At 68.9% G+C, this 24,757-nt stretch carries 23 protein-coding genes and 1 pseudogene; 12 read left to right on the top strand and 12 right to left on the bottom strand.

Annotated elements, in window-relative coordinates; genetic code table 11:
- On the top strand, positions 1 to 549 hold the full coding sequence (locus BHU06_RS19050) for a hypothetical protein (RefSeq protein ID WP_070400800.1): 549 nt from the start codon (positions 1 to 3) through the stop codon (positions 547 to 549).
- Positions 550 to 653: 104 nt separating this feature from the next.
- A complete protein-coding gene (locus tag BHU06_RS19045; RefSeq protein WP_070400799.1) occupies positions 654 to 1,136 on the top strand; it encodes a hemerythrin domain-containing protein in 483 nt (160 codons plus the stop codon).
- 21 nt (positions 1,137 to 1,157) lie between these two features.
- On the opposite strand, the gene BHU06_RS19040 is transcribed toward BHU06_RS19045, so the two are convergent.
- From BHU06_RS19040 to BHU06_RS19020, 5 genes are all read right to left on the bottom strand, one after another.
- The gene (locus BHU06_RS19040) at positions 1,158 to 2,117 is read right to left on the bottom strand and encodes a PDR/VanB family oxidoreductase (protein WP_070400798.1); all 960 of its coding nucleotides are present in this window, start codon (positions 2,115 to 2,117) and stop codon (positions 1,158 to 1,160) included.
- Between the two features lie 8 nt (positions 2,118 to 2,125).
- Positions 2,126 to 3,319 carry an aromatic ring-hydroxylating dioxygenase subunit alpha gene (locus BHU06_RS19035; RefSeq protein WP_070400797.1) on the bottom strand — a complete coding sequence of 398 codons (1,194 nt, stop codon included), beginning with the start codon at positions 3,317 to 3,319 and terminating at the stop codon, positions 2,126 to 2,128.
- 13 nt (positions 3,320 to 3,332) lie between these two features.
- Complete coding sequence (locus tag BHU06_RS19030; protein ID WP_070400796.1) at positions 3,333 to 4,325, bottom strand: tripartite tricarboxylate transporter substrate binding protein; 993 nt, start codon at positions 4,323 to 4,325, stop codon at positions 3,333 to 3,335.
- Positions 4,326 to 4,459: 134 nt separating this feature from the next.
- Positions 4,460 to 5,383, bottom strand: coding sequence for a LysR family transcriptional regulator (locus BHU06_RS19025; protein WP_070400795.1), 924 nt, complete (start codon positions 5,381 to 5,383; stop codon positions 4,460 to 4,462).
- 104 nt (positions 5,384 to 5,487) lie between these two features.
- A complete protein-coding gene (locus BHU06_RS19020; protein ID WP_070400794.1) occupies positions 5,488 to 7,533 on the bottom strand; it encodes an AsmA family protein in 2,046 nt (681 codons plus the stop codon).
- Between the two features lie 201 nt (positions 7,534 to 7,734).
- On the opposite strand from BHU06_RS19020, the gene BHU06_RS19015 reads away from it, so the two are divergent.
- Genes BHU06_RS19015 through BHU06_RS18995 form a run of 5 tightly spaced genes read left to right on the top strand, consistent with a single transcriptional unit; the run spans position 7,735 to position 12,316 of the window.
- The gene (locus tag BHU06_RS19015) at positions 7,735 to 9,063 is read left to right on the top strand and encodes an MFS transporter (protein WP_175442887.1); all 1,329 of its coding nucleotides are present in this window, start codon (positions 7,735 to 7,737) and stop codon (positions 9,061 to 9,063) included.
- 60 nt (positions 9,064 to 9,123) lie between these two features.
- Positions 9,124 to 9,888 carry an ABC transporter permease gene (locus tag BHU06_RS19010; RefSeq protein WP_070400793.1) on the top strand — a complete coding sequence of 255 codons (765 nt, stop codon included), beginning with the start codon at positions 9,124 to 9,126 and terminating at the stop codon, positions 9,886 to 9,888.
- Positions 9,889 to 10,674 carry an ABC transporter ATP-binding protein gene (locus BHU06_RS19005; RefSeq protein WP_070400792.1) on the top strand — a complete coding sequence of 262 codons (786 nt, stop codon included), beginning with the start codon at positions 9,889 to 9,891 and terminating at the stop codon, positions 10,672 to 10,674.
- Entirely contained in the window at positions 10,671 to 11,639 is a 969-nt protein-coding gene (locus tag BHU06_RS19000) for an MlaD family protein (protein ID WP_070400791.1), read from the top strand. Before BHU06_RS19005 ends, BHU06_RS19000 begins: the two co-directional genes overlap by 4 nt.
- The gene (locus BHU06_RS18995; protein WP_070400790.1) at positions 11,636 to 12,316 is read left to right on the top strand and encodes a membrane integrity-associated transporter subunit PqiC; all 681 of its coding nucleotides are present in this window, start codon (positions 11,636 to 11,638) and stop codon (positions 12,314 to 12,316) included. Before BHU06_RS19000 ends, BHU06_RS18995 begins: the two co-directional genes overlap by 4 nt.
- An 81-nt stretch (positions 12,317 to 12,397) precedes the next feature.
- On the opposite strand, the gene BHU06_RS18990 is transcribed toward BHU06_RS18995, so the two are convergent.
- Complete coding sequence (locus tag BHU06_RS18990) at positions 12,398 to 12,709, bottom strand: DUF4148 domain-containing protein (protein WP_070400789.1); 312 nt, start codon at positions 12,707 to 12,709, stop codon at positions 12,398 to 12,400.
- Positions 12,710 to 12,876: 167 nt separating this feature from the next.
- Complete coding sequence (locus BHU06_RS18985; RefSeq protein ID WP_070400788.1) at positions 12,877 to 14,421, bottom strand: methyl-accepting chemotaxis protein; 1,545 nt, start codon at positions 14,419 to 14,421, stop codon at positions 12,877 to 12,879.
- A 266-nt stretch (positions 14,422 to 14,687) separates the two neighbouring features.
- On the opposite strand from BHU06_RS18985, the gene BHU06_RS18980 reads away from it, so the two are divergent.
- Both BHU06_RS18980 and BHU06_RS18975 read left to right on the top strand, forming a co-directional pair.
- Positions 14,688 to 15,740, top strand: a complete 1,053-nt coding sequence (locus tag BHU06_RS18980) for a DMT family transporter (RefSeq protein WP_070400787.1) — start codon at positions 14,688 to 14,690, stop codon at positions 15,738 to 15,740.
- 232 nt (positions 15,741 to 15,972) lie between these two features.
- Positions 15,973 to 17,025, top strand: a complete 1,053-nt coding sequence (locus tag BHU06_RS18975) for a hypothetical protein (RefSeq protein WP_070400786.1) — start codon at positions 15,973 to 15,975, stop codon at positions 17,023 to 17,025.
- 405 nt (positions 17,026 to 17,430) lie between these two features.
- Here BHU06_RS18975 and BHU06_RS18970 read toward each other — a convergent pair whose 3' ends face one another.
- Positions 17,431 to 17,676 carry a hypothetical protein gene (locus BHU06_RS18970; RefSeq protein WP_070400785.1) on the bottom strand — a complete coding sequence of 82 codons (246 nt, stop codon included), beginning with the start codon at positions 17,674 to 17,676 and terminating at the stop codon, positions 17,431 to 17,433.
- A 422-nt stretch (positions 17,677 to 18,098) separates the two neighbouring features.
- Between BHU06_RS18970 and BHU06_RS22620 the strand changes: the two genes are divergently transcribed.
- The 3 genes and pseudogenes from BHU06_RS22620 (at position 18,099) to BHU06_RS18960 (ending at position 20,435) form a co-directional block, all read left to right on the top strand.
- Positions 18,099 to 18,608: a hypothetical protein gene (locus BHU06_RS22620; protein ID WP_139147118.1), complete on the top strand. Its 510-nt coding sequence runs from the start codon at positions 18,099 to 18,101 to the stop codon at positions 18,606 to 18,608.
- A 10-nt stretch (positions 18,609 to 18,618) separates the two neighbouring features.
- Positions 18,619 to 19,239 (top strand): annotated as a pseudogene (locus BHU06_RS18965) (SDR family NAD(P)-dependent oxidoreductase).
- A gap of 263 nt (positions 19,240 to 19,502) precedes the next feature.
- Positions 19,503 to 20,435 carry a YozE family protein gene (locus tag BHU06_RS18960; protein ID WP_070400783.1) on the top strand — a complete coding sequence of 311 codons (933 nt, stop codon included), beginning with the start codon at positions 19,503 to 19,505 and terminating at the stop codon, positions 20,433 to 20,435.
- A gap of 178 nt (positions 20,436 to 20,613) precedes the next feature.
- On the opposite strand, the gene BHU06_RS18955 is transcribed toward BHU06_RS18960, so the two are convergent.
- The 4 genes from BHU06_RS18955 to BHU06_RS18940 all read right to left on the bottom strand — a co-directional run bounded on the left by BHU06_RS18955 (position 20,614) and on the right by BHU06_RS18940 (position 24,713).
- A complete protein-coding gene (locus BHU06_RS18955; protein ID WP_083293313.1) occupies positions 20,614 to 21,324 on the bottom strand; it encodes a TetR/AcrR family transcriptional regulator in 711 nt (236 codons plus the stop codon).
- A 92-nt stretch (positions 21,325 to 21,416) separates the two neighbouring features.
- Entirely contained in the window at positions 21,417 to 22,568 is a 1,152-nt protein-coding gene (locus BHU06_RS18950; RefSeq protein WP_070400781.1) for an acyl-CoA dehydrogenase family protein, read from the bottom strand.
- Positions 22,569 to 22,613: 45 nt separating this feature from the next.
- Complete coding sequence (locus BHU06_RS18945) at positions 22,614 to 23,402, bottom strand: ABC transporter ATP-binding protein (protein WP_070400780.1); 789 nt, start codon at positions 23,400 to 23,402, stop codon at positions 22,614 to 22,616.
- A 60-nt stretch (positions 23,403 to 23,462) separates the two neighbouring features.
- Positions 23,463 to 24,713: an ABC transporter substrate-binding protein gene (locus BHU06_RS18940; protein ID WP_083293312.1), complete on the bottom strand. Its 1,251-nt coding sequence runs from the start codon at positions 24,711 to 24,713 to the stop codon at positions 23,463 to 23,465.
- Positions 24,714 to 24,757 lie beyond the last annotated feature (44 nt).

Genomic DNA, 24,757 nt, shown 5'->3' with positions numbered 1-24,757 from the left:
ATGCGCCCCTCCTCCGCCCCGCACCGCGTGCTCGTGATCGGCGCCGTCGGCCGCGCCGGCGCCGCGGTGCTGCGCGAGCGGCTGGGCCGGGTGGACGCGGCGCCGGTGACCGTGCTCTGCACACGCGCCTTCGCGCACCTGCCGCGCGGCCTGGGCCATGCGGTGGTGGACGGCGATGGCTGGCGCGCCGGCCTGCCGCATGTCGCGCCGAGCGATGAGGTGGTGGTCGTGCTCGACGCCCGCCGCCACGCGCGCGAGGCCGTGTTCTGGCGACCCGAGCGGGCGGCGCTGGTGCCGCTGATGCAGGCCCTGCACGCGCGGGGCGTGCGCCGGCTGGAACTGGTGCATGGCCCAGGCCACACCCCGAACGCGGCCGAACGCGCGGCGGTGCAGGCCCTGGGCTATGGCGCGCGCGAGGCCGGTGTCCGCCCGCCGTCGCCGCGGCCGCGCGAGGCCACCACGGGCGGCTGGCTGGAGCGCCTCGCCGCCTGGATGCTGCGCACCCTGATCGACACCCTGTACGCACTGGGCATGCGGCCGCCCCGCTAGCCGCCGACCTCCCGCGGCGCGGGCGCGGCCTGGGAACGCCATTTGCCTGCCAGCCGGCCGGGTACCACGCGGCCGGCCCACCCCCACGATCCAAGGAGTCCTTCATGCCCACCACCCGCCATGCCTCCGATGCCTGCACCCTGCTCGACGCCGACCACAAGGCGGTCAAGAAGCTGTTCAAGGCGTACGAGGAGATCGCCCATTCCAGCGCACGCGGCGTCGCCCAGCGCAAGCTCGATCTCGCGCGCGAGATCTGCCGCGAGCTCACGGTGCACGCAACCCTCGAGGAAGAAGTCTTCTACCCCGCGCTGCGCGCCGCCCTCAAGGACACCGCGCCCTTGGCCGAGGCCGAGGTGGAGCACGCCAGCGCCAAGGAACTGATCACCCAGCTCGAGTCCATGGACGAGGTCGACGAAATGTTCGACGCCAAGGTCAAGGTGCTGGGCGAGCACATCGATCACCACGTCAAGGAAGAGCGTGGCCAGATATTTCCCAAGGCGCGCGCAGCGCGCCAGCTGGACCTGGTGGCCATGAAGGACGATCTGCAATCGCGCAAGGAGGCGCTGATGGGCGCCGAAATGGCGTGAGCCGGCGCCACCGGCGCGCGCCTACAGGTCCAGCACCAGCCGCGCCGACGCCGCGCGCGAACAGCAGGGCAGCATTTGCGTGTGCGAGGCCTGCTCCTCGGGCGTGAGGTAGAGGTCGCGGTGGTCCACCTCGCCTTCGAGCACGCGGATCAGGCAGGTGCCGCAGACGCCTTGCTCGCAGGAGGTGTCGATGGCCACGCCCTCGGCCGCGAGCGCCTGCGTGATGGACACGTCGGGCGCGATGCGCACCGTGCGCCCGCTGCGCGACAGCACGACGTCGAAGGAGCCGTCGCCGCGGGTGTCGGCGGCCACGCCCGAGAAGTGTTCGAAGTGCACGCGCGCCGCGGGCCAGCCGGCCCGGGCCGCGCCGTCCCGCACGGCGGCGATGAAGGGCTGGGGGCCGCAGACGTAGGCGTGCGCGCCGTCCGGTGCCGCGGCCAGCGCGGCGGCGATGTCCAGTTGCCGGCTGGCCTCGCCGCCATCGAAATGGAAGCGCACGCGATCGGCGTAGGGCCGCTCGCGCAGGCGGCGCAGGAAGGCGGTGCGCGCCTCGCTGCGCGCGCAGTAGTGCAACGTGAACTCGCGGCCCTGGGCGTGCAACGCGTCGGCCATGGCCACCAGGGGCGTGATGCCGATGCCCGCCGCGAACAGCAGGCTGGCGCCCGGCGCCTCGCTCAAGGCGAAGTGGTTGCGCGGCGCAGACACCGCCAGTCGGTCGCCTTCGGCCAGCGCGTCGTGCATCGACGCCGAGCCGCCGCGTCCCGCCGCCTCGCGCAGCACGGCGATCTGGTAGGGCCCGGGCTGGCCGGGCGGACCGCACAGCGAGTACTGCCGCACCGCGCCCGAGGGCGTCTTCACGTCGATGTGCGCGCCGGCGGTGAAAGGCGGCAGCGCTACGCCCTCGCCCTCCAGGTCCAGCAGCACGATGCCTTCGGCCTCCACGCGCTTTCGCGCGACCTTCACCACGAAATCCAGGCCCATCGCCGCGATCAGCCTTCCAGGAAGTTGCCGGCGTCGAAGAACACCGGCGGCGCCTCGGGGTCGAAGCTCACGCCCACCGGGTCGTCGCCGCGCTGCACGGCCTCCACCTGAGCCTGCAGGAAGCGGCGCAGCATCACGATGCCGCGGTCGGAGGTGGCCAGGTGCTCCTCGGAGTGCCTGGCGATCTTGCCCTGGCTGACCATGGCCTCGTAGTCGCCCGGCGAGGCGCGGTGCTCTTCTTCGGTGAGCTCCTCCCACAGCTTGCCGTTCTGGCGCGAGCGCATCTTGGCCAGCTCACCGGCCTCGCTCACGCGGCCCACCACGTAGATGCGGAAATGGTGGTCGTCGATGGGCAGGATCCAGCCGAGCGATTCGACGCGGCCGAACTTGCCCAGGCGCGGGCTGGGAATCACGCGCAGCGTCGGAATGGCGGCCTGGCTCACGCGGCGGAAGGTCTTGCCGTCGTCGAGCTGGCGCACCGAGGTGGTTCGCACGCCCAGCTCGACCTTGTCCCAGGTGACCTGGGGCATGAGCGCCATCTGCTCGACGAACTGCGTGCCGCTGAAGGTCGAGTGCAGCACCACCACGTGGAAGGGGTCGACCAGGTTCTCGTAGTGCTGCAGCCAATTGCAGTCGATGATCTGCGGGCCACCGCCGCCGATGCTGCGGTCGTTGGCCTCCAGGAACTCGCCCGGGTCGAGGTTCTCCAGCGCCTCGTAGCGCGGCAGCGTGGGCTTCTTCTCGGGCGGGCCCATGTAGGCCCAGACCAGGCCGTACCGTTCCTGCACCGGGTACCAGGGCTGGCGCACCTTGTCGCGGAACTTGCCGCCCTCGGGCTCGCACGGCTGCTCCAGGCAGCGGCCGTCGGCCGAGAACAGCCAGCCGTGGTAGCAGCAGCGGATGCCGTTCTCTTCCACCTTGCCGTACAGCAGCGAGGTGCCGCGGTGCGCGCAGTGCGGGTAGACCAGGCCGGCGCGGCCCTGCTTGTCGCGAAAGAGGATCAGGTCTTCGCCGAGCACGCGCACCTGGCGCGGCGTGTCGGTGGCGTCGGCGGCCAGGCCGATGGGGTGCCAGTAGCGGCGCAGCAGCTCGCCCATGGGCGTGCCCGGGCCCACCTCGGTGAGCTCCTTCTTGTGGCTGGGCGCCGGGCGGCCGTAGGCCGTGCCCTGGTCGGGAATGAGGGGAATGATCCGTGCGTTCATGGGTCGGGGGCGATCAGCTGGCGCGCATGCCGGCGGCGCGGATCAGCGCCTCCCACTGCGGCATTTCCTTCTGCTGCGACTGGGCGAACTCGTCGGGGCTTTGCGTGAGCGGCGTCAGGCCGAGGTCGACCAGGCGCTGGCGCACCTCGTCGGTCCTGGCGGCCTCGTGCAGGCCCTTGACGATCTGATCGACGACCGGGCGCGGCGTCTTGGCCGGCGCGAGAAAGCCGAACCAGCTCTCGGTCTCGAAGCCGCCCTTGAAGCCCTGCTCCACGAACGTGGGCACGTCGGGCAGGGTGCCGCTGCGCTGGCTGCCGGCGATGGCGATGACCCGCACCTTGGGCTTGCCGCCCGAGTTCTTGTCGCCCTGCAGGTGCACCTTGGCGGTGGCGGGGTTGGCCCAGGCCGAGTCGATGACGCCGCCGAACAGGTCGATGTGCGCGCCGGCCTGGCCCTTGTAGGGCACGTGGTCGATGGGCGCGCCGGTCTGCTTGCGCAGCAGCTCGGTGTAGAGGTGCGCGGCCGTGCCCTGGCCCCAGGTGGCGCAGGTGGCGCGGCCCTTGGCCTTGGCCCAGGCCACGTACTCCTGCACGTTGGTCACCGGCGAGTCGGCGCGCACCATCAGCACCGGGCCGCCCACGCCCACCGGCGTGAGGGGCTGGAAGTCCTTGATCGGGTCGTACGGCGTTTTCTGCAGGAAGGGCAGCACCAGCTGCGTGTGCGTGATGGTGAACAGGAAGGTGTGCCCATCGGCCGGCGCCTTGGCGACGAAGTCGGCGGCGATCATGCCGCCCGCGCCGGGCCGGGTCTCCACCACCACCGGCTGGCCCCAGGCCTTGGACAGGCGCTCGGCGAACACGCGGCCCAGGATGTCCAGCGGGCCGCCGGGCTCGCCGAAGGCGATGAGGCGCACGTGGCGGTTGGGAAAGCTGGGGGCCGTCTGGGCCAGGGCCGTGCCCAGGAAAGGCGAGGCCAGGCCAAGGGCCACCAGGTCGCGTCGGTTCATGCGTGTCTCCGTCGTGGGTTGTGCAATGCGGGGCCGCACGATAGGCCGGTGCGCGCGCCGGATCAAAGCAAACGTTTGGATATGAGATATGCGTGGGGCTGATAGCTGCCCCACCCGCGCCGCTGGCGCGCCCGTCAGAGCGTGCGCTCGATGGCCTCGATCACCTGCCCGCGCAGCCAGACCACGGCCTCGTCCGCCTCGCTGCGCTTGTGCCAGCAGGCGTGCAGGCGGTAGTCGGGCAGCTCCAGCGGCAGCGGCCGCGAACCCAGCGCATGCAGGTAGCGGCGCGCCACGCGCTGCGGGAAGACGGCGATCAGGTCGGTCTCGGCCAGCAGGTCCACCATCTGGCTGAAGGAGTTGACGCCGGCCTGCACCACGCGGCGGCGGTCCAGGCGCGCGAGCTGGCTGTCGATGGTGTCGTCGAGCACCGAGCGCGACTGGCCCAGCACCACGTGCCGCCAGGCGCAAAAGGCGTCGAGGTCGAGGCCGCTGGCCAGCACCGGGTGCCCCAGGCGCGCCACGCCCACATAGGAGTCCTCGCACAGGATGGAGGTCTGCACGCCGGTCACCTGCGTGATGCGCGGGATCAGCGCCAGGTCGATGTCGCCGCGCGCCAGCTCCTCGGCGGTCTTGCTGTAGTCGGCCAGCGACCAGGACACGCGCATGCGCGAGCCCAGCGCGCCCAGCGTCTGGCACAGGCCGGGCATGAGGGTGCGGCAGAGGTGGTCGCTGCCGGCCACGCGCAGGATGCGGTCGGACGCGGCGGGGTCGAAGGGCTGCTGGCGGCTCATGAGCCGCTGCAGATCCGAGAGCACCGATTCCACGCCAGGCGCCAGCGCGAGCGCGCGCGGCGTGGGCTCGACGCCGTACTGGGTGCGCACGAACAGCTCGTCGCCGAAGGCCACGCGCAGGCGCTTGAGGCAGGCGCTGACGGCGGGCTGGCTCAAGAAGAGCCGCGCCGCGGCGCGCGACACGCTGCGCTCGCGGATCAGCGCGTCGAAGGCGCGCAGCATCGTCACATCGATGCCGCGCACCTCGGCGTACGAGGGGTCGTCCATGGGGTCTCCTGCTGCGGCGGCCACGGGCCTCGGGGGCACGCGCCGCGCAGGCCGATTCTGACGGACGCCCGCGGGCCCACCGCCCCGCACCGGTCCGCATCGGCTCAGCGCTTGTTCGCGGGCGCGGCGGGCGCCGACGGTTCGCAGGGGTCGCCGTCCTCCTGGCGGCCGCGCTCGATGAAAGGGATCACCGCCGCCGCCGGGCCGGCGGCGGCCCCCAGCGCGATCGCACCGGCCACGCGCCCCGCCAGGCGCCCGCCCTCGATGCCGACCTTGGGCTGGCCCAGCGTGCCGCCCACCGTGACCGGCGTGCGCAGCGACAGCGGCGACCAGTCCTTGGGCCGCGTGACCAGGCGCAGCGCCAGGCTTTCATCGCGCAGGTTCACGCGGCCCGCGACATGCACCGTGCTGTCGCGGTTGTCGAGCACGGCGAGCCGCGGCTCGACCACGCCCTCGCGCGCGCGCAGGTCGAAACGCGCGCAGCGCAGCGGCAGCGGGCGGTCGCCGCCCACCACCACGCCCAGGGCCTGGGCGAGGTCCAGGCCCATGGCTTCGGTGGCCACGTGGGAGATGGTGCCGTCGCGCAGGCGCAAGTCGATGGGCCCGTCGAGCGAGCCCAGGATCTCGGCCGTGGACTGGCCCGCCCCCGTCACGTCCAGCCGCGCCGACAGCACGCCGGTGAGGTAGGACTTCAGGCCCTGTTCGCCGCCCTGGCGCGCCCGCTCGCGCTCCCGCTTCAGGGCGGAGGCGGCGCTGGGCGCGGGCGCGCCCTCGCGGCGCAGGCCGCGCAGCCAGCCCGCGACGTCGACGCCGTTCATCTCGAGGCGCGCCCGCCACGCGGCGGGCCTGGCCGTGGCGTCGAGCTGGGTCATGCCCTCGACGCGGCCGCCGGCCACCTCGGCCCGCAGATCGTCGAGCCTCAGCACCCCCTGCGCCAATCGCACGCGGGTGCGCAGCCCACGCAGCGGCGCCATGGCCCGCGTGCCGAAGTCCAGCGACCCGATGGCCACGCGCACGTCGGCGTCCATGGCCTGCAGCGACGGCAGGTCGAAGCGGTGCTGCGGCAGCACGCGGCGCGGGCCCGGGGGGGCGGGCGCGGCGGCAGCACCCCCGGCACCGATCGCCGGCCCGAGGTCGGCGAGCGCGAGCCGCTGTCCCTGCAATTCGCCGGTCAGGCGGCGCGGCCGGGCGCGCTGGTGGAACCGCAGATCGCCCGCGAGCCGGCTGCTGCCGATGTGGGCGCGCTCGGCCTGCAGCCGCCACACGCCGTCGCCCTGCGACAGCGTGCCGCGCAGTTCGAAGGGCGGCGTGCGCGGCAATGTGATGCCCAGCGGCCGGCCCACCGCCGCCAGCGAGGGGCCGCTCAAGGCCAGCGCGCCCCGCAGGCGCGGCAGACCCAGCAGCGCCGCGGCCTCGCCGTCGAACCGCAGGCGAGCGGCGCCCGCCGTGCCCTCCACGCGCACCGGCACCCAGGGCGCGTCGGGCGCGGTCTCGGGGTCGTTGAGCAGCGGCAGCGTGCCGCCCGCGTGGGCCTGCAGGCGCAGCGGCAGGGCGCGGTAGCGGCCGCTGAACGAGGCCTGGTAGCCGGCGTTCGCGGCCTCGGCTTCGCCCTCGCGGCCGCGCAGACGGATGTCGATGTCGACGCCGGCGATGGGGTCCTTCCAATCGACCTCGCCCTGGCCGATCACCAGCGAGCCGAAGCGCGGCAGGCCGCCCAGGGGCTCGGCCTCGGGCCGGGGTTCGCGCGCGCCCAGCTGCCAGTTGGCGCTGCCATCGTCCAGGCGCCGCAGCCGGGCGTCGAGCGCGTCCGCGCTCAGCGCCTGCAGGCGCAGGCGGTCGCCGCGCCACCAGCGCCAGATGTCGCCCCAGCGCCAGGACAGGCGCACGCCGCGCGCGTCCACCAGGTGCGGCGCGCCGAAGCGCTCGGCCGAGGCGAGGTTCAACTGGCCCACCTCGATGCGCGGGCGCCCGAACAGGTGCAGGCGAAACGGCCCCTCCAGCCGCACCGGCACCGCCGCGGCGCGCGTGGCCGCGCGCTGCACCGGTTCGCGCAGAAAGGGCCAGCCGCGGTGCTCGGCCACCACCAGCGCGGCCACCAACGCCGCGCCGGCCAGGCCCAGGCCTATGAACGTGCGCCGCCGCGGCCCCATTCAGTGCCCCCCGCGCGGTGCGCGCGCCTGGCGGCCCCGCGACAAGCCCGGGCCCCGGCGATGGAAGTGGAACGGCGTTGCCATGGGTGTGGGAAGCCCGCGCGGCAAGCGGCGTTCCCGGGCCGCTGTATCGGTCTGTGAACCGGATGGGCATGTTCCCGGCCGCCGAGGCGGCGTCGCCCACGCGCCTAGACTCGCCGCATGCCCCCTCCCGACACGGTCCCGGCGCGGCTGCGCGACCAGCGCGACTACCTGCGCCTGCTGGCCGCGCGCGTGACCGGCGGCGCCGCCAACCAGATGCTGATGGTGGCGCTGGGCTGGCAGATGTACGACCTCACCGCCAGCGCCTGGTACCTGGGCCTGGTCGGGCTCGCGCAGTTCCTGCCCGCGCTGCTGCTGACCCTGCCCGCCGGCCACCTGGTGGACCGGCACGACCGGCGCCTGCTGCTGGCCGGCGCCCTGGGCCTGCAATGCCTGGCCGCCTTCTGCCTGGCCCTGGCCAGCGCCGGGGGCTGGGTGGGGCCGCAGGTGATCCTGCTGCTGTCCGTGCTGCTGGGCGCGGCGCGCGCCTTGCAGATGCCCGCGCACCAGGCGCTGCTGCCCACGCTGGTGCCGCTGGGCCTGCTGCCGCGCGCGGTGGCCGCCGCCAGCTCCACCATGCAGGCCGCCGTGATCGGCGGGCCCGCGCTGGGCGGCGCGCTGTACGCCCTGGGGCCAGCGGTGGCGCGGCGGATGGACCCGCGGGCGCTGGCCGCCGCCGACGCGGCCGGCCAGGCCGGCGCCCTAGGCGCGCACTGGGGCGCGGCGGTCGTGTACGCGCTGTCGTGGCTGCTGCTGATGGTGGCCATCGCCGGCGTGCTGCGCATGCGCCACCGGCCCGCGCCGGGACCGCGCGCGGCGCCTGGTCTGTCGCAGCTCACGGCCGGCCTGCGCTTCATCTGGCGGCGGCCGGTGCTGCTGGGTGCCGTGTCGCTGGACCTGTTCGCCGTGCTGCTGGGCGGCGCCACGGCGCTGCTGCCCATCTTCGCGCGCGATGTGCTGCACACCGGTCCCGAAGGCCTGGGGCTGCTGCGCTCGGCGCCGGCGCTGGGCGCGGTGCTGGTGGGCCTGTGCCTGGCGCGCTTTCCCATCGCACGCCGCGCGGGGCGCCGGCTGCTGGGCGCGGTGGCGGTGTTCGGCGCCGCGATGATCGCCTTCGCGCTGTCCACCAGCTTCTGGGCGGCCTTCGCGGCGCTGGCCGTCAGCGGCGCGGCCGACATGTTCAGCGTGGTGATCCGCCAGTCGCTGGTGCAGCTCGAAACCCCGGACGAGATGCGCGGCCGCGTGGGCGCGGTGAACGCGGTGTTCATTGGCGCGAGCAACCAGCTCGGCGAGTTCGAGTCGGGCGCGACGGCGGCGCTGCTGGGGCCGGTGGGCTCGGTGCTGCTGGGCGGCATCGGCACCCTGGTGGTGGTGGCCGTGTGGTGGCGGGTGTTCCCGGCGCTGGCGCGCAGAGACCGGTTACAGCCGGAAACGCCCGCGGCTGCATAAGATAGGACCGATGACAGCCCGTCCCGCTGCCACCCCCGTGCGCCGAAAGGTCCGCGCCTGATGCCGGTCTCCCTCGCCTTCGCGCGCCGGCCCGTCGCCTTTCTCGGCGAGGTCCTGCTCGCGGCCGTGGCGGCGCTGGGCGGACGGCGCCGCTACCGCGTGCAGGACGCCCTGCGCGTGCTGGCCGACACCAGCGCCCGCGCGGTGGGCATCGTCTGCCTGGTCAACTTCCTGGTGGGCGCCATCCTCGCCTTCGTCGGCGCCGTGCAGTTGCTCAAGTTCGGGGCCGGCATCTTCGTCGCCGACCTGGTGGCCATTTCGGTGGCGCGCGAGATGGCGGCCATCATCACCGCCGTGGTCATCGCCGGGCGCACCGGCGCGGCCTTCGCGGCCGAGCTGGCCACCATGCAGACCAACGAGGAGGTGGACGCGCTGGAGGTGCTGGGCCTGCCGGCGATGGACTTCCTGGTGCTGCCGCGCGTGGCGGCGCTGCTGGTGATGATGCCGCTGCTGTTCGTCTTCGCCTGCCTCGCGGGCCTGGTGGGCGGCATGGTGGTGGCCTCGGTGATGCTCGATCTCTCGCCCGCCGCCTACATGCACCGCACGGCCGAGGCGCTCAGTTGGACGCACCTCGGCCTGGGCGCGGCGAAGTCGCTGGTGTTCGGCGCGCTGATCGGCATGGTGGGCTGCTACCACGGCCTCTACGCGCAGCGCAACGCTGCGGGCGTGGGCCTGGCCACCACGGGCGCGGTGGTGACCAGCATCGTGGCCATCATCGTCATCGACGCCGTGTTCGCGCTGGTCGCGAACACGCTGGGGATCTGAATGGCGGCGCTGCTGAACGTGCAAGACCTGGAGATGCGCTTCGGCGATCGCCTGATCCAGCGCGGCGTCTCGTTCGAGGTGGAGGCCGGCCGCATCTTCGCCATCATGGGCGGCAGCGGCTGCGGCAAGAGCACCCTGCTCAAGCACCTGGTGGGCCTGCTGCCGCCGGCCAGCGGCACGGTGCGCCACGGCGGCGTCGACTACTGGGCCAGCGGCGAGGCCGAGCGCGAGGCCATGCGGCTGAAGTTCGGCATGCTGTTCCAGAGCGCGGCGCTGTGGTCGTCCATGACCGTGCTGGACAACGTCTGCCTGGCGCTGGCGCGGCAGACGGCGCTGGACGCCCGGGCGCAGGAGGCGCGCGCGCGCGAGGTGCTGGCCTGGGTGGGCCTGGACCACGCCGCCCACCAGATGCCGGCCCAGCTCAGCGGCGGCATGAAGAAACGCGCGGGGCTGGCGCGCGCCATCGCCGCCGAGCCGCCGCTGCTGTTTCTCGACGAGCCCTCGGCGGGCCTGGACCCGATCAGCTCACGCCGGCTCGACGACCTGATCCTCGACATCCGCCAGCGCACCGGCGCGGCCGTGGTCCTGGTCAGCCACGAACTGCCCAGCCTGTTCGCCATCGCGGACGACGGCCTGTTCCTGGACGCCGACAGCCAAACGCCCATCGCGCGCGGCTGCCCGCGCGAACTCGCGCGGGCCCACGTCCATCCCACGGTCGATGCCTTCCTGCGAAGGGAAGTGCCGCCCGACCCACCAGCGCCCAGCGCGCGGGGAGATTCCGCATGAAACGCTACGCCCTGCTCATCGGCAGCTTCGTCGTCGCCGCCCTGTTCATCGTGCTGGCCGCCATCTTCTGGCTCGGCGGCAGGGACTGGTTCAGCGACCAGCAGAAGGCCACGGTGTTCTACGAAGACAACGTCAGCGGCCTGTCGATCGGCGCGCCGGTGACCTTTCGCGGCGTCGCCATCGGCCAGGTCACCGAGATCGGCATCCGCGTCGATGGCGCGACGCTGCGCACCACGGTGCCCGTGGTCATGCGGCTGCAGGCCTCGGCGCTCGCGGGCGCGGGCGTCGACGTGCCCGCGCTGGTGGCGCGCGGCCTGCGCGCGCGGCTGGTGTCGGAAAGCATCGTGACCGGCCAGAAGGCGGTCGAGCTCGACTTCGCCCCGCAGACGCCCGCCACGCTGCACGGCGGCTCGCGCCACCCGGAGATCCCGGCACTGCAGGACCGCTTTGGCCCGCTGATCCAACAGGTGGCCGAGCTGCCGCTGCGCGACACCGTGAGCGAGATGCGCGCCACGGCCGAGGAGATGCGCAACACGCTCGTGGTGGTGCAGAAAACGCTGAGCGGCGTGCAGGTGGCGCTGTCCGAAGCCTCGGCCGAGCTCAAGCTGACGACGGCGGCCTCGCGCCAGACCCTGGCCGCGGCCACGGAGACCATCCACCAGGTGCAGGCCAGCTCGACGGCGACGCTGGCGTCCGTCGAGCGGCTGTCGCGCAGCACCGAGCAATCCATTCAGGAGGCGCGGCCGGAACTGCAGCGCGCGCTGGTCGGCGCGCGCGAGGCCACGCAATCGGCCAAGCTGGCCATGGACCGCCTGGCCGACCTCTCCGCGCCGGACGCGCCGCTGCGCGCCGACCTGGAAACCGCGGTGCGCGACCTGTCGCAGGCCGCGCGCGGGCTGCGCTCGTTCGCCGAGCTGCTCGAAGAGAAACCCAACGCCATCATTTTCGGGAACCGACGCGAATGAGCACGCCCTCCTTCCCCCGCCGCGCCGCGGCCCTCGCGCTCGCCGCCGCCGCCGCGGCCGTCCTCACCGGCTGCGCCTCGGCGCCCGAGCGGGCGCCCACGCTGCTGACCCTGCCGGGCACCCCGACCATCGCCACCGCGCCATCGGCCGCGCCGCCGGTGGAGAACGCCACGCTCGCGGTCGCGCGCCTGGAGATTCCGGAGTACCTCGTCTCGCGGCGCGTGCGCTACCGCACCGACGGCGCCACCCTGGCCGAATGGCCCGACACCTTCTGGGCCGAGCGCATCGAGGTGGGCCTGGCGCGCGAGTTCACCTCGGGGCTGCGCGCCCGGCTACCGGGCTGGCGCATCTGCGAGGCCCAGTGTTCGGAGTGGTCGCCGGTGGCGGGGCTGCGCGTGGTGATCGACCGCATGGACTATTCGCGCGCGCAGCGGCAGTTGAAGGCAAGCGCGCGCCTCATGGTGGCGTCCATGGGCGCCGGGCCACGCACGGCGAACAGCCAGCGGCTCGACTACGAACTGGCGGCCGGCGCGGACACGCCGCAGGCCCAGGCGCAGGCCTACGCCGCGCTGCTGGACCGCCTGGCCACCGACGCGGCCGCGGCGGTGGCGCGTGCGGCAGCGCTCACACCGCCACCCGCCGCACCCCCATCGCCGGCCAGGGCGCCCGGGGGGTAAACCGCCCAAGCAAAAAGCGGCGGCCCCGAAGGGCCGCCGCTGTGTGTGTCGGGCGAGGGTGCGGCGCGCGCGCCGCGGGACTCAGGCGCCCGCTTCCACCGACACGATCTCGCCGCGGGCGGTGCGGCCCGTGCGCTGGGCCTGGATCGCTTCGGCGCGGACCTCGTCGCGGCTCAGGCCACGGCTGGCCACGGCCTGGTCGACCGGGAAAATTTCGCCGCGGGCCACCAGGCCGGCCTGGTTGGCTTGCACGGCCTGGGCCTGCACTTCGGCGCGGCTCAGCGTGGATTGGAAGTGGAAGACTTCGTTGCCTTCGATGGGGCCTTCAGCGAAGGCGGCACCGGCGCCCAGGGCCAGAGCAAGCGAAAGGGCAACGTTTTTGGCGGTTTTCATGACAATTCCTTTAAGAAGACAGCGGATAGACAGTGGTTTGAATCTCGATGCCGCTTTGTGTTCGGCATGGGATGAACTGTAAAGACTGCCTTCAAAGGAATAAACAAGCCAGATGGAAATGAATAGTTGCCGATTGAGCAACTATTTCAGGCACCACCCGCCGCGGTTCAGCCCGGGTTCAGCCGGAACACCGCCACCGACTCCACCATCTGGGCGGCCTGGGTTTTGAGGCTGGCGGCCGCGGCCGCGCTTTCCTCCACCAGCGCCGCGTTCTGCTGCGTGGCCTGGTCCATCTGCGTCACGGCCTCGCCCACCTGGGCCACGCCCGAACTTTGCTCGCTGCTGGCAGCACTGATCTCGCCCACGATGTCGGTCACGCGGCGGATGCTGGCCACCACCTCGGTCATGGTCGCGCCGGCGCGGTCCACCAGGGCCGAGCCCTGTTCGACACGCTCCACGCTGGCGGTGATCAGGCCCTTGATTTCCTTGGCCGCTTCGGCGCTGCGCTGGGCCAGGTTGCGCACCTCGCCCGCCACCACCGCGAAGCCGCGGCCCTGCTCGCCGGCGCGCGCGGCCTCCACCGCCGCGTTGAGCGCCAGGATGTTGGTCTGGAAGGCGATGCCGTCGATCACGCTGATGATGTCGGCGATGCGGCGCGAGCTGTCGTTGATGCCCTTCATGGTGTCGACCACCTGGGCCACCACCTCGCCCCCCTGCTCGGCCACCGTGGAGGCGCTGCGCGCCAGATGGTTGGCCTGCTGCGCGTTGTCGGCGTTCAGGCGCACGGTGGAGCTGAGCTGCTCCATCGATGCGGCCGTCTCTTCCAGTGCCGAGGCCTGCTGCTCGGTACGGGCCGAGAGGTCGCTGTTGCCCTGCGCGATCTGCGTGCTGGCCGAGGCCACGCCTTCGGCGTTGCCGCGCACGTTGGCGACCACGCGCGACAGGTTGTCCTGCATGCCCTTGAGGGCCTGCAGCAGTTGCGCCGCTTCGTCGCGGCCTTCGCTGTGGATGCGGCTGGTGAGGTCGCCCTCGGCGATGCGGCGCGCGCCGTCGGCGGCCTGGCGCAGCGGCACGGTGATGGAGCGGCTCAGCACGAAGGCGGCGGCCGCGCCCAGCAGCACGGCGAACACGCCGCCGACGATCAGGATCCAGCGGCCCTGGGCCGCGTTGGCGTGGGCCTGGGCCAGGGCCTGGTCGTAGAGGGACTGCTGGTACTCCTCGAGCTTGGCGATGGAGCCCAGGTAGGCCTCGGCCAGCGGGCGCAGGTCGCGCTCCAGCGCGGCGCTCACGTCCTCGCCGGCCAGGCGCTGCTTGAGCAGGTTCGCGCGCGGCGTGCGGTAGGCCTCGCGCGCGGCGTCGATGGCCGCGATCAGGCGCTTGCCTTCGTCCTCCTGCACCAGTTCCACCAGCCGCTTGCGCGAGGCCAGGGTGATCTCGGAGGTCTTGTCCATGCGGGCCTGCCAATCGCTGATGCGGCTGGTGTCCGAGTCCAGCACAGCGGCGCGCGTGCGGACCCAGTTCAGGTCGATGGTCTGGCGCCAGCGCACAGCCAGCTGGAGCTTCTCGTTGTCGGTGGTGGCGAGCCGCTGCGTGGTGTCGGCCAGCTCCTGCAGGCGCCACACACCGATGCCGGACATGAGGGCCGTGATGAGCAGAACCAGTCCAAAGGCAAAGGCCAGGCGGCTGCCGACCTTGAGGTCATTGAGTTTCATGCGGGGGGTACCGATGTCATGCGGAAGGGTAGGTCTCGCCCCTCGACCAGACACAACGGGGCGTGCTTCGCGTATCGACGGCGTGTTGCCGATCTTGAGCCGCTCACCGACTGGCGGACCGCGGGCAGGCGCGCCGCGCGCCAAGGCCGGCGCGGGCGCCGGGTTCGCGCGTTCCGGTCATCGCCGACAGAAGGAAGCAGAATCCGCGTACCGCCCTCTCGCCTCCGGGCCACCTCATTGCCGCGGCTTTCACCGGTCGCCATGACATGACACACGGACCGCTTTCCGCCGTGCTCAAAGGCGGCCTGCTGGCGCTGCTGGCGGCCACCCTCTTTGGCTTGAGCACGCCCTTCGTGCAGCGCTGGGGCCAGGGCCTCGGTCCATTCACCACGGCCGGCCTTCTCTACGGCGGCGCCAGCCTGGTGTCGCTGTTCATCCGACACCCCCGGGAGCGTGAAGCGCCCCTGAGGCTCGGCGACGCCGGCCGTTTGTTGGGCATGGCGCTGTCGGGCGCCGTCATCGGACCGGTTGCCCTGGCCTGGGGCCTGCAGCGCACCAGCGGCACCTCGGCCTCGTTGACGTTGTCCCTCGAAGCCTTCTTCACCGCCTTTCTGGCATGGCGCCTGTACGGAGAGACCATCGACAAGCGAGTCGTCCTGGCCATGGCGTCGCTGCTGGCCGGCGGCATGGTTCTCGCCCTCGAACAAGGCGTTCAGGGCCGCGCGCAACTGTTCGGCCTGGTCGCGGTGATGGTGGCCACGGCCGCCTGGGGCTTGGACAACAGCTTGTCGCGAGGGCTCGCCGACCGCGACCCCGGGCAAGTCGTGCTGAGCAAATCCTGTCTGGGCGCGGTGGCCACGTTCACGCTGGCCTGGGCATTCGGCGAACCCCTGCCCGGCGGTTGGGTGGCCTGCGGGCTGGTGGGCATCGGCGCCAGCGGCTATGGCCTGAGCCTTCGCTTCTACCTGCTGGCCCAGCGCAGCTTTGGCGCCGCGCGCACCGGATCCGTGTTCGCCTTTGCGCCCTTCATTGGCGCGCTGGGTGCATGGGGTCTCGGGGAACGCGGTGGATCGCTGCTGCTGGTGCTGGGCGGCACCCTCATGCTCGCGGGCGTCATGCTCCATCTGCTCGAGTCGCACGAGCACGAACACGCGCACGAGCCCATCGAACACGAACACGCCCACACGCACGACGACGGCCATCACGACCACCGCCATGAGCCCATGCCACAGGGTGCCCACAGCCATCGCCATGCCCATGCGGCACTGGTGCACACGCACCCCCACGTGCCCGACCTGCACCATGGCCACAAGCATTGACAGACGCCATCGAGCGTCGAACACCCCGGCGGGAAGCAGGGGCGGGCGCGACGCGGTGAGGCCAGACCCGCCGCCTTGAACCGAGGGCGCTCGGCAAGGCCTCAAGCTTTCGGCCCCTTCGCCGATAGTTGGTCCAAATTCAAGGATTCACGGCCCGCGACACGGCGGGCTTTCGCCACCGCGGGACAACCGGCTGTCGACGCCGCCATGCGACAGCGCCGAACCACCTGAAATGACACTGCGCACACTCATTTTGGCGACTTCGCTTCTCGCACTGACGGGCTGCGCCTCACAGCGCATCGCCAAAGACATGCCGATCTCCACCGGCGCCCAAGAACAGGCGCGGGTTCAACTGCACAACGAAATCGGGCTGCTGCGCGCCGTCTACGAACAGGCCCAGCGCATGGCAACGCAGCGCTACTGCAGCACGGTTCAACCGCACGAGCCCTTCATTCTGATGACGACGGGCCACGTCGACCCCAAGCAGCTGAGCGACGAGCTGCGCGCGGCCTATGCCCAGCTCGGCGTGGACCACAAGGCCCGTGTCGTGTGGGTGGACCCGACGGCTGAGCCGAAGCTCAAGGTCGGCGACGTCGTGGTGGCCATCAACGGCCGGGACATTGAGCCCGACGAACCCTACTCGGCCATGGTGGCCCTTCGAAAAGCCCGCCATGACCTCCAGCCAGACCAGCCCTTCAAGGTGAAGCTCGACGATGGCCAGTCGGTGGAACTGCTTGGACAGCCGGTTTGCGAAGCGGGTGTGTACAGCACCTATTTCGACCCCTACCCGCACCAGCTGGGGTTCGACCTGTCGCCGGGCATCAAGCTCCCGACGAACCTGCTCAAGCAGGCCCAAACGGCGGCCGATCTGCGCTGGCTGGCGGCCTATGGCCTGTACATCACGTCGTCGCCTGAAGCCGAGTCGCGCAGAACCAAGGCGCGAATCGCGGCGGTGCCTGGCTTGGCGGGGCATGTGGCGCTGGCGATCATCCCGGGAGGCAGTTGGCTGTCCGGACGGTACGTCTCGAAGTCGATCCTCTACTTCGGCCTGGACGGTGTCTACCCGACAGCCGCCGAATTCGCCACGCGGGAGCTGCACGCACTGGGCGAAGACCCCTCACCGGGCATCGAGATGTTCGCTCGCGCTCAAGCGCAGAAGATGCAGGTGGGCGACATCGTGGTGTCGGATGCCGAGTTGGCCTCGATCCGTGCCTTGGCGGCGGCCTTGAAGCAGGGAAACGCACCTCAACCCAAGTACGAACTGCCCGCCGTGGCATCGAAATAGCGCCCCATCCGCTCGGCGGATTCGCCAAGGGCCACCGCCGGATCGCACCAGGCTATTCTGATCAAATAATGTCGCAAACTGCCCGCTAGGGCGCATGCGGTCTTCGCCAAGGTCGAAGGACATCGTACTCCGCCCAATGTCGAAAACTGCCGCCGCAGTCCGCGTGGCCTACCGCTGCGTTGCAGCAAATAGAGTCGAGAACTGCGCATCCTGGTGCGTTTCTTCGTCTAAGCAACATAGATCAGTAGACCGATCTTCTGCCGCCTTCGGGGGACCACACCCTCAGTTTTCGAGCGGAATGTTGGCCTTGCGGATGACGCCTCTGCCTCATCTGAGAATCCTCCCTCAAGAACTTGGTCCATTCTTCAGGACACTTGACTTGCACTCAATTCCCAACGCCACCAACTACGCGCGCAATTCGTCGGAGTAGATGGCGCGCACAACGAGGGCCAACGGCTTGGCGTGGACGTCCTCGGGCAACCCCTTCGGCCTCAAAAGACCGTCCCAGACAGGCACGACGAGTTTCGAGGAGTCTGCTTCTACAAACATCGAAACGCCGATGCATCGCGCCCGCGTTTCTAGAGTGACGCTGCTCAGCTTGGTCCGTCCCGCATAGACCAGTGCGTTTGCAATCTCCACCAAAGTCGCCATGATCTTGGCCTCTCCGCTGACAACGCTCCCAAGGCTGAAGCACCAGTGCCGACCACTCTACGGCTGGTTTGACGTGGAAGCACCCCCAGCCCCACCGCAGATTGAGAGCGACAAGACGGTGAGTGCGAATGCGGCATGGGCCACGGCGACCAGTTACTGGACCGTCGACTCGCTACTGACGCGGTGAGGTTTTTCGGGTTGGCCCGTCCTGATTCCGTAGGACATCGAATCGGCCATTGGTCTAGAGAATCTCTACGTGCGCTACAGAGCGTATCAACGACCAGGGAGAGACAAGAAATCCAACGGAGAAAAGTGCTTTCAACCTAAACGATATCGAGCGCAGCACTTGCGCCGAAAGCGCCCGCACCGCTGATTGAGTTCACCCATGCGGTGCTGAACACTCCCTTATGTAAGCCGCATCGATGACCGCGGTCGACTACCTGCGCATGGGATTCGACCTGCAGGATTCCAACATGCTGTGGCTTGGCAGACAGAAGCCAACGAGCGCATTGCAGTTGTGGTGCAGCCACCAGTTGGCCGAACACGTCTCCAACGAGGAGTACCGCGCCGTCTGCTACGCAGAGACGGGAATTCGAGAACGACTCTCCCTGCTGGCGGTGTTCCGCGATGGCTGCCGCGTAGCCGTGAACCTCTGCCGCAGCCTTTCCCACCCTGATTTCGACGGAAAAGACATCTCTGCGTTGACTCAGAAGGCACGACTTACCTGCAGCGCGGTAAGACGCCACATGCAAGTGGCGAGGCAGGAGAGAGCGACAGCCAAGCTCTCCAGGCACACCATGGCGGCTCTCTCGGGACGAGAGCGGCAAGTCATCACCCACGTGCTGGAAGGAATGACAATGCCTGAAGTGGCACGGCAACTGCCCACCGCGAAAAGCAGGCTCAGTCCGAGACGTTGCTCCAAGGCAAAGTGATTCTTGGGCAGTGAAGTCACTCAACGACGACAGGGTTCACGTGCACATGACCGATGTAAGACGCGCCGAGGACGTTCGTTCGTTCATCGAAGCCGCGCGCCAAGCCTGGGGCCGCATCGACGTATTGTTCAGCAACGCTGGCAATGCTGGCGTCGTGGCGCCGCTCGCGGAGTACCCGGAAGACGTGTTTGACAGCGTGATGGCTGTACACGTTCGCGGCGCGTTTCTGGTCTGCAAGTACGCTCTTCCGCACATGGCCGACTTCGGCAGCATCATCATCACGAGCAGTGTGGCAGGCGTCATTGGAGCTGAGGGCGTGTACGCCTACATCACTGCCAAGCATGCGCAGATTGGTCTGATGCGCTCCATCTCGAAGGAGGCAGGCCACCGGGGCATCCGAGTGAACACCCTTCACCCTGGACCGGTTTCCAATGACTTCCAGCTCGGCATAGAGCGGCAGATTTCGCAGGCCATCCAACGAGATGCCGCAACCATGTTTGACGAGTAGATTTCGCTGGGACGCCATGCCACTCCTCCGGAAATCGCACGTTCGGCGTTGTATCTGGCGTCGGACATGAGCTCCTTCACTACCGGAAGTCTCCTGATGGTCGATGGCGGCCTGAGCACCTAGATGTACGTGAGACAGGCACGCGACTTTACGAACGTTCAACAGGTAGGCGTCTGGTGCGCTGCTGACGCCTCCAGGGGTACTAGACAATTCGGCCCAAGTGTCGCTATGCTTCGGCTCAAGCCGTTCCGCCGGCTTGCCCGCCCACGAGGCGAAGTCGTACTGACAGCGCGAGTTTCAAGACGAGTCCTGCCTTGACCTTCCAATGGTCGCCGCTGGCTCGGTGTGTGGGCGCATCGGACTTGCCGCGACCGCGGAGTCAAGTCATGGCTACATCTTTCTCTCCCTTGCAGCTCGAGCGCTTCCGCCGCGAAGCGAAGAAGCTCGGCCGCGCACTCTCCATCTGCCACAGCGAAGCCCTGGACCGCATTGCGGTGCAGAACGGCTTCACCAACTGGTCGCTGCTGTCGAAGCACAGCGATAGCTCGTCGCAGGCTGTCGCGGACGCGCCGAAGCCGTTGCGCCCATCCGGTCCGTACCGCTACTACCTGCACGGAGACGTTGTGGAAGACGACCCTACGAAGTGCTATTGCGCCCGTTGTGACGTCTTTTGGCCACTGGACCACCTGGTGCCCACCAGCTATCACACCGACGGCAAGGACGGCGAGCGCTTCCTCTCCAGCCTTGCTCAATGGAACACCTTGCCGGCCGAGGAGCGCGGCCGGAAGTACCGCCCTGACGGTGCCCCGAACGTGCTGGAGACGCCTTTGCGTGCAACACAGGTCGCAAAAGAGGCTGCGCGCGCTCCATTCCATCGCTGGCTCGAAGGCCAGCGAGGTCGCAGTGACCCAATTGGTGATGTCGCTGGCGACATCCAGCGTGACAAATCCTTCCCTATCGGGGCTTCTACCTGGCGCGAGGTGGAAGACTACTTTGCGGGCTACGGCTCACACGTCGTTCGCGCCGCGCGTCAGGCCTGGCGCGAGTTTGAGGGCGGGGAGTTGCGCCATCGCACACTGGCTGAGGCATTGGCCGCAGAGCTCAAGCTGACTGTGGCCGAAGCGCACGAGCTGACCGATGCAGAGGCGATGGAACTGACGAACCACAGTGGGGACGTGCGCACGGGATTCGAGTTCGACTTCACCAACTACGCGTCTCCGAAGCTTGCGGCCAAACTGATGAAGAAGCGCGGTACGCTCAAGCTGACCGTTGACGAGTGGTTCTTCGACGACATCCGCGGTGCGGACTTTCCCAACTGAGAACCTGCGGCCGCCGAAGACCTAAGTCTTTGCGGCCGCAAGGCGCACTTGGCCCGCTCGACCTCGGGCTCGGTACGCCCCGCTTTTGCGGCAGGGTCTGGGTCAATCGACTGTGGCATTCGACTTCTTTACGCGCTTCAGGGCTGGCTGATCACGGTCAATGGTTCCGAACATCGGATCAAGACTTCCCCCTCGCGCCGCCCTTTTCCGGCGCAGCCGGTCGAATGCCATGGGCCAGCAGGCCGATGAATATGTCGGCGACCTGATCCCCACGCAGACGACCTTCTGCGTGGAACCACTGGGAAATCCCGCCGACGGCTCCCATGAACCAGAAGACCGCCAGCTTGGCATCGCACGGTGCGATGGATCCATCCCGTATGCCTTCTTCGAACACCTGGCGCAACTCCAAATCGAACTTGCGGCGCCTCAAGGTGATCTTGCGCTGATCCGCCGCCGTCATCGCAGAGAAGTCGTGGAGGATGGCAGGGGCCCCCATCTCGTCGGTCAGCAGAGAGATGTAGTTCTTGATGAAGGTAGTGACGCGCCCATACCCGGTTCCCTCTGATGCAATGGCGTCTTTCAGCACCTGGTCACCAAGCCTCATCGACAGTTCGTGGCACTCGTAGATCAGCTCCTGCTTGTTCTTGAAGTAGTAATAGAGAGCGGGCTTGGTGACATTGAGCGCGGCGGCAATCTCGTCCAGGGACACGTTCTTGTACCCATGGCGGCCAAAGGTGCGAGAAGCCTCGGCAATGACCGCCTGCTTCTTGAGCTGGTACTGCTCATCCGCGCCACCCACCGCGTTGTTCCACTTAACGCCCTTGCCTGGACGTCTGGCGGCGTTGCCGCGGGGTCTCGACTTAGGCTTGGCGTCAATCTGCGTGCTCATTCTTGCAGTGTCCTCTGCGCGTTAACCCGGATGCAGGCTGGGCTTCGATGATATCGGACAGGCTAATCGCAGCTTCAAGTCGCAAGCCCGAGTCATCCTGCCAAGATCTGGCGCGCAATAATCAGCCTCTGGATGTGGCTGGTGCCTTCGTAGATCTTCGTCACCCGCACGTCGCGGTAATAGCGCTCGACGGGGAAGTCATTCACGTAGCCGTAGCCGCCATGGACCTGCAGCGCAGCCGAACAGACCTTCTCTGCCATTTCGCTGGCAAATAGCTTGGCCATCGCAGCCTCTTTGATGGACGGCAGTTTCGCATCCGTCAGGCGCGCGGCGTACAGCATGAACTGGCGGGCCACGTCCACCTGCGTGGCCATCTCCGCCAGGTCAAAGCTCACGGCCTGCAGTTCGGCGATCGGTTTGCCATAGGCCTCCCGCTCCTTCGCGTAGTGGATCGCGGCCTCCAAAGCAGCACGGGCAATGCCGATGGACAGCGCTGCGATCGCGATGCGGCCATCCGACAGCAAGGAGAGCGCCTTGCCATAGCCACGCCCTTCCTCGCCAACCATGTTCTTCGCTGGCACACGCAGGTTGTCCAACTGGATCTGGGCGGTGTGAGCCGTGTGCTGACCCAGCTTGTTCTCGATTCGAAGGCACTGGTACCCCGGTTCCTTCGGATCCGCGATGAAGAGGCTGAAGCGGTCGCGGGAGCCCGGATCGCCCGTGGCGGCGACCACCAGTGCGAAGCCGGCCTCGCTGCCGTTTGAGATCCATTGCTTGCTCCCATTGAGCACATAGCTGTTGCCCTCGCGCCGGGCCGTGGTGCGGATGGCGGCGGTGTCCGATCCAGCTTGGGGTTCGGACAGCAGGAAGGCCCCGATACGTTGCGCACTGGCCAGCTCGGGCAGAAAGGAGTTCATCTGCTCCTCGGTGCCAAACGACCGCAGCACGTGCGCGGCCGAGTTGTGCACATGCATCATGGTGGCAAAGCCGCCATCGGCTGCGGCGAATTCCTCAATAGCCAGGCAGTACTCCACGAACGACAGCCCAGATCCGCCGTAGGCCTGGGGCGCCAGCATTCCCATGAAGCCGAGTTCAGCCACCGCCCGGATTTCATCGTGAGGCCAGGCGCTGCTGCGGTCGCGCTCGGCAGCGGTGCTGGCCACCACCTCGTTGGCCACGCGGCGGGCCGACTCCCGGATCATCACTTCCTGTTCGCTCAAAAACGCATTCGACACGCTGCTCATTGCTCATCCTTGAATTTTGTCTGTCGGTTCCGACGGGCCATGCCCTCAGCCCAACCACCGCTTGCGGCGGCGATAGTGCTTCATGTCCCTGAAGCTCTTGCGTTCACCTTCCACCGTCAGGCCCAGGTAGAACTCGCGCACGTCCTCGTTGCTCCGCAGGCTGGTCGACGGGCCTTCGAGCACGACGCGGCCACCCTCCATCACATAGCCGTAGTCGGCCAGCTCCAGCGCGACGCGCGTGTTCTGCTCGACGATCAGCAGCGTCAGGCCGCTGGCCTTGAGCTCGGACAGCAGGCCGTAGACCTCCTCCACCATGAGCGGGGCCAGGCCCAGCGAGGGTTCATCGATCATGACCAGCTTGGGCTTGGCCATGAGGGCACGCCCGATCACCAGCAACTGCTGCTCGCCCCCGGACAGGTAGCCCGCCGTGCGGTGACGCAGGGCGGCAAGCCGCTTGATGCGACCATATACCTCGTCCAGCAGGGCCCTGGCATCGCGCCCGGAGCCCATGTGTCCGCCGACCACCAGGTTCTGCTCCACCGTCATATGCCGCAGCACCTTGCGGCCCTCCATCACGTGCACCATGCCTCGACGGACTTGGTCGGCCGGATTGCCCCCCGCGATGTCGATACCATCGAAACTGATGGTGCCGGCCGTCACACGGCCGTCTTCCGTTTTGATCAGGTTCGATATGGCCTTCAACGTGGTGCTCTTGCCGGCACCGTTCGCCCCCAGGAGGGTCACGCATTGCCCGGCAGGCACTTTGGCCGAAATGCCTTTGACCGCGAGAATGACATCGCTGTACAGGACCTCGACGTTGTTCAGTTCAAGCACAGGGGACTCCATTGGAGTGGGCCTGGATCGGAATCGATCCGGATCCAGGCCAGGGTTCATTTACCACTTGTTCAGCACGGGCATGGGAACGTTCTGCTCCAGCAGCTTGTACTTGCCCTTTTCGACCGTGCCGATGTTCACGGCCAGGCCTTCGGTGGGGAAGGGCGCGTCCTTGCCATACTGGAGGTCGGGCAGCACGCCGAAGCTGCGTTCACTCGGCATCGGCGTGGTCAGCAGCGCCGCGCGCACGTCTTCGCCCTTGACGCCCTTGGCACCTTTGGTCTTGATCGCCTGCTCGACGGCACGGGCCACGATCAGTCCCTGGCTCATGCCCATGATGCAGGCCGAGGTGTAGCTGACCTGCGCCTTGTACTTGGTGCGCAACTGCTCGAAGTAGGCGCGTGCCGGAGTGGGATCGTCCGTGGACATGGCCATGCCGTAGACCTCGAAGTTGCCCTCCATCTGCTCCAGCCCGCCCAGGGCCTTGCCCGAGGAAACCAGGCCGTTGTGGGCCGACATGACGATGGGGATGTTGGTCTTGCCCAGGCTCTGAAGTGCACGGCGGGTCGCCACCACGGAGGCCGTGTTGTTGAAGACCTGGAGCACGGTCGCGCCCTTGCGGACCAAGCGGTTCACCTGCTGGGTGAGGTCAGTCGGCTGGGCTTCGGTGTAGACCGTCTCCACGACCTCCAGGATCTTGGGGTTGTCCTTCGCGAACTTCTCGGTGCCCTTGTGGATGTCCACGTAGGCCGGGGAAACCTCGGACGAGATCACGCCGACCTTGATCGGCGCCGTGGAACCCGATTTTTTCTGCAGCCAGGTGTAGAAGGCCGCCACTTCGTGCGGGTAGGTGGCGCGTGCGTTGAACACCCAGCTGTCGCTCTTCCAGGCGAAGCCATAGCCGGCGGTGGCCAGGATCTGAGGCACCTTGTCGTTGGGCAGGCGCTGCTGCAGTGCCGCCGCGTCCGAGCCGCCGATGCCCAGGATCGCCACGGGGTCGAGTTCCGATTTGATGCCGGGCCACAGGCTGGCCACCTGCGCGACATCGTAGCGCGTGTCGTACTCCTTGATGCGAAGCGCCACGCCCTGGGCCTTGCCCACCTCTTCGCTCCACCAGTCCAGAACGCCCTTGCGGCAGCCCGTCATGTCCTTCATGACATCGGCATAGGGCCCCGTGAAGTCGGCCAGGCCGGCGATGTTGTACGTGGTCTGCGCCTGGGCCGTGCCCGCCAGACCGAACACACCCGCGGCCAAGGCGCCGTATTGCGCCAGACGCGCGAGGGCCGACAGACATCCATTGTTTGTATTCACACAAGTCTCCTGATTTTGATCACGCTGTCCAACACGAATCGACC

Source organism: Hydrogenophaga sp. PML113 (assembly GCF_001777155.1).
In the GTDB taxonomy this organism is placed as follows: Bacteria; Pseudomonadota; Gammaproteobacteria; order Burkholderiales; family Burkholderiaceae_C; genus Hydrogenophaga; species Hydrogenophaga borbori.
Note: the sequence above shows the minus strand (reverse complement) of the source record. Positions and strands in the feature narration are given on the sequence as shown.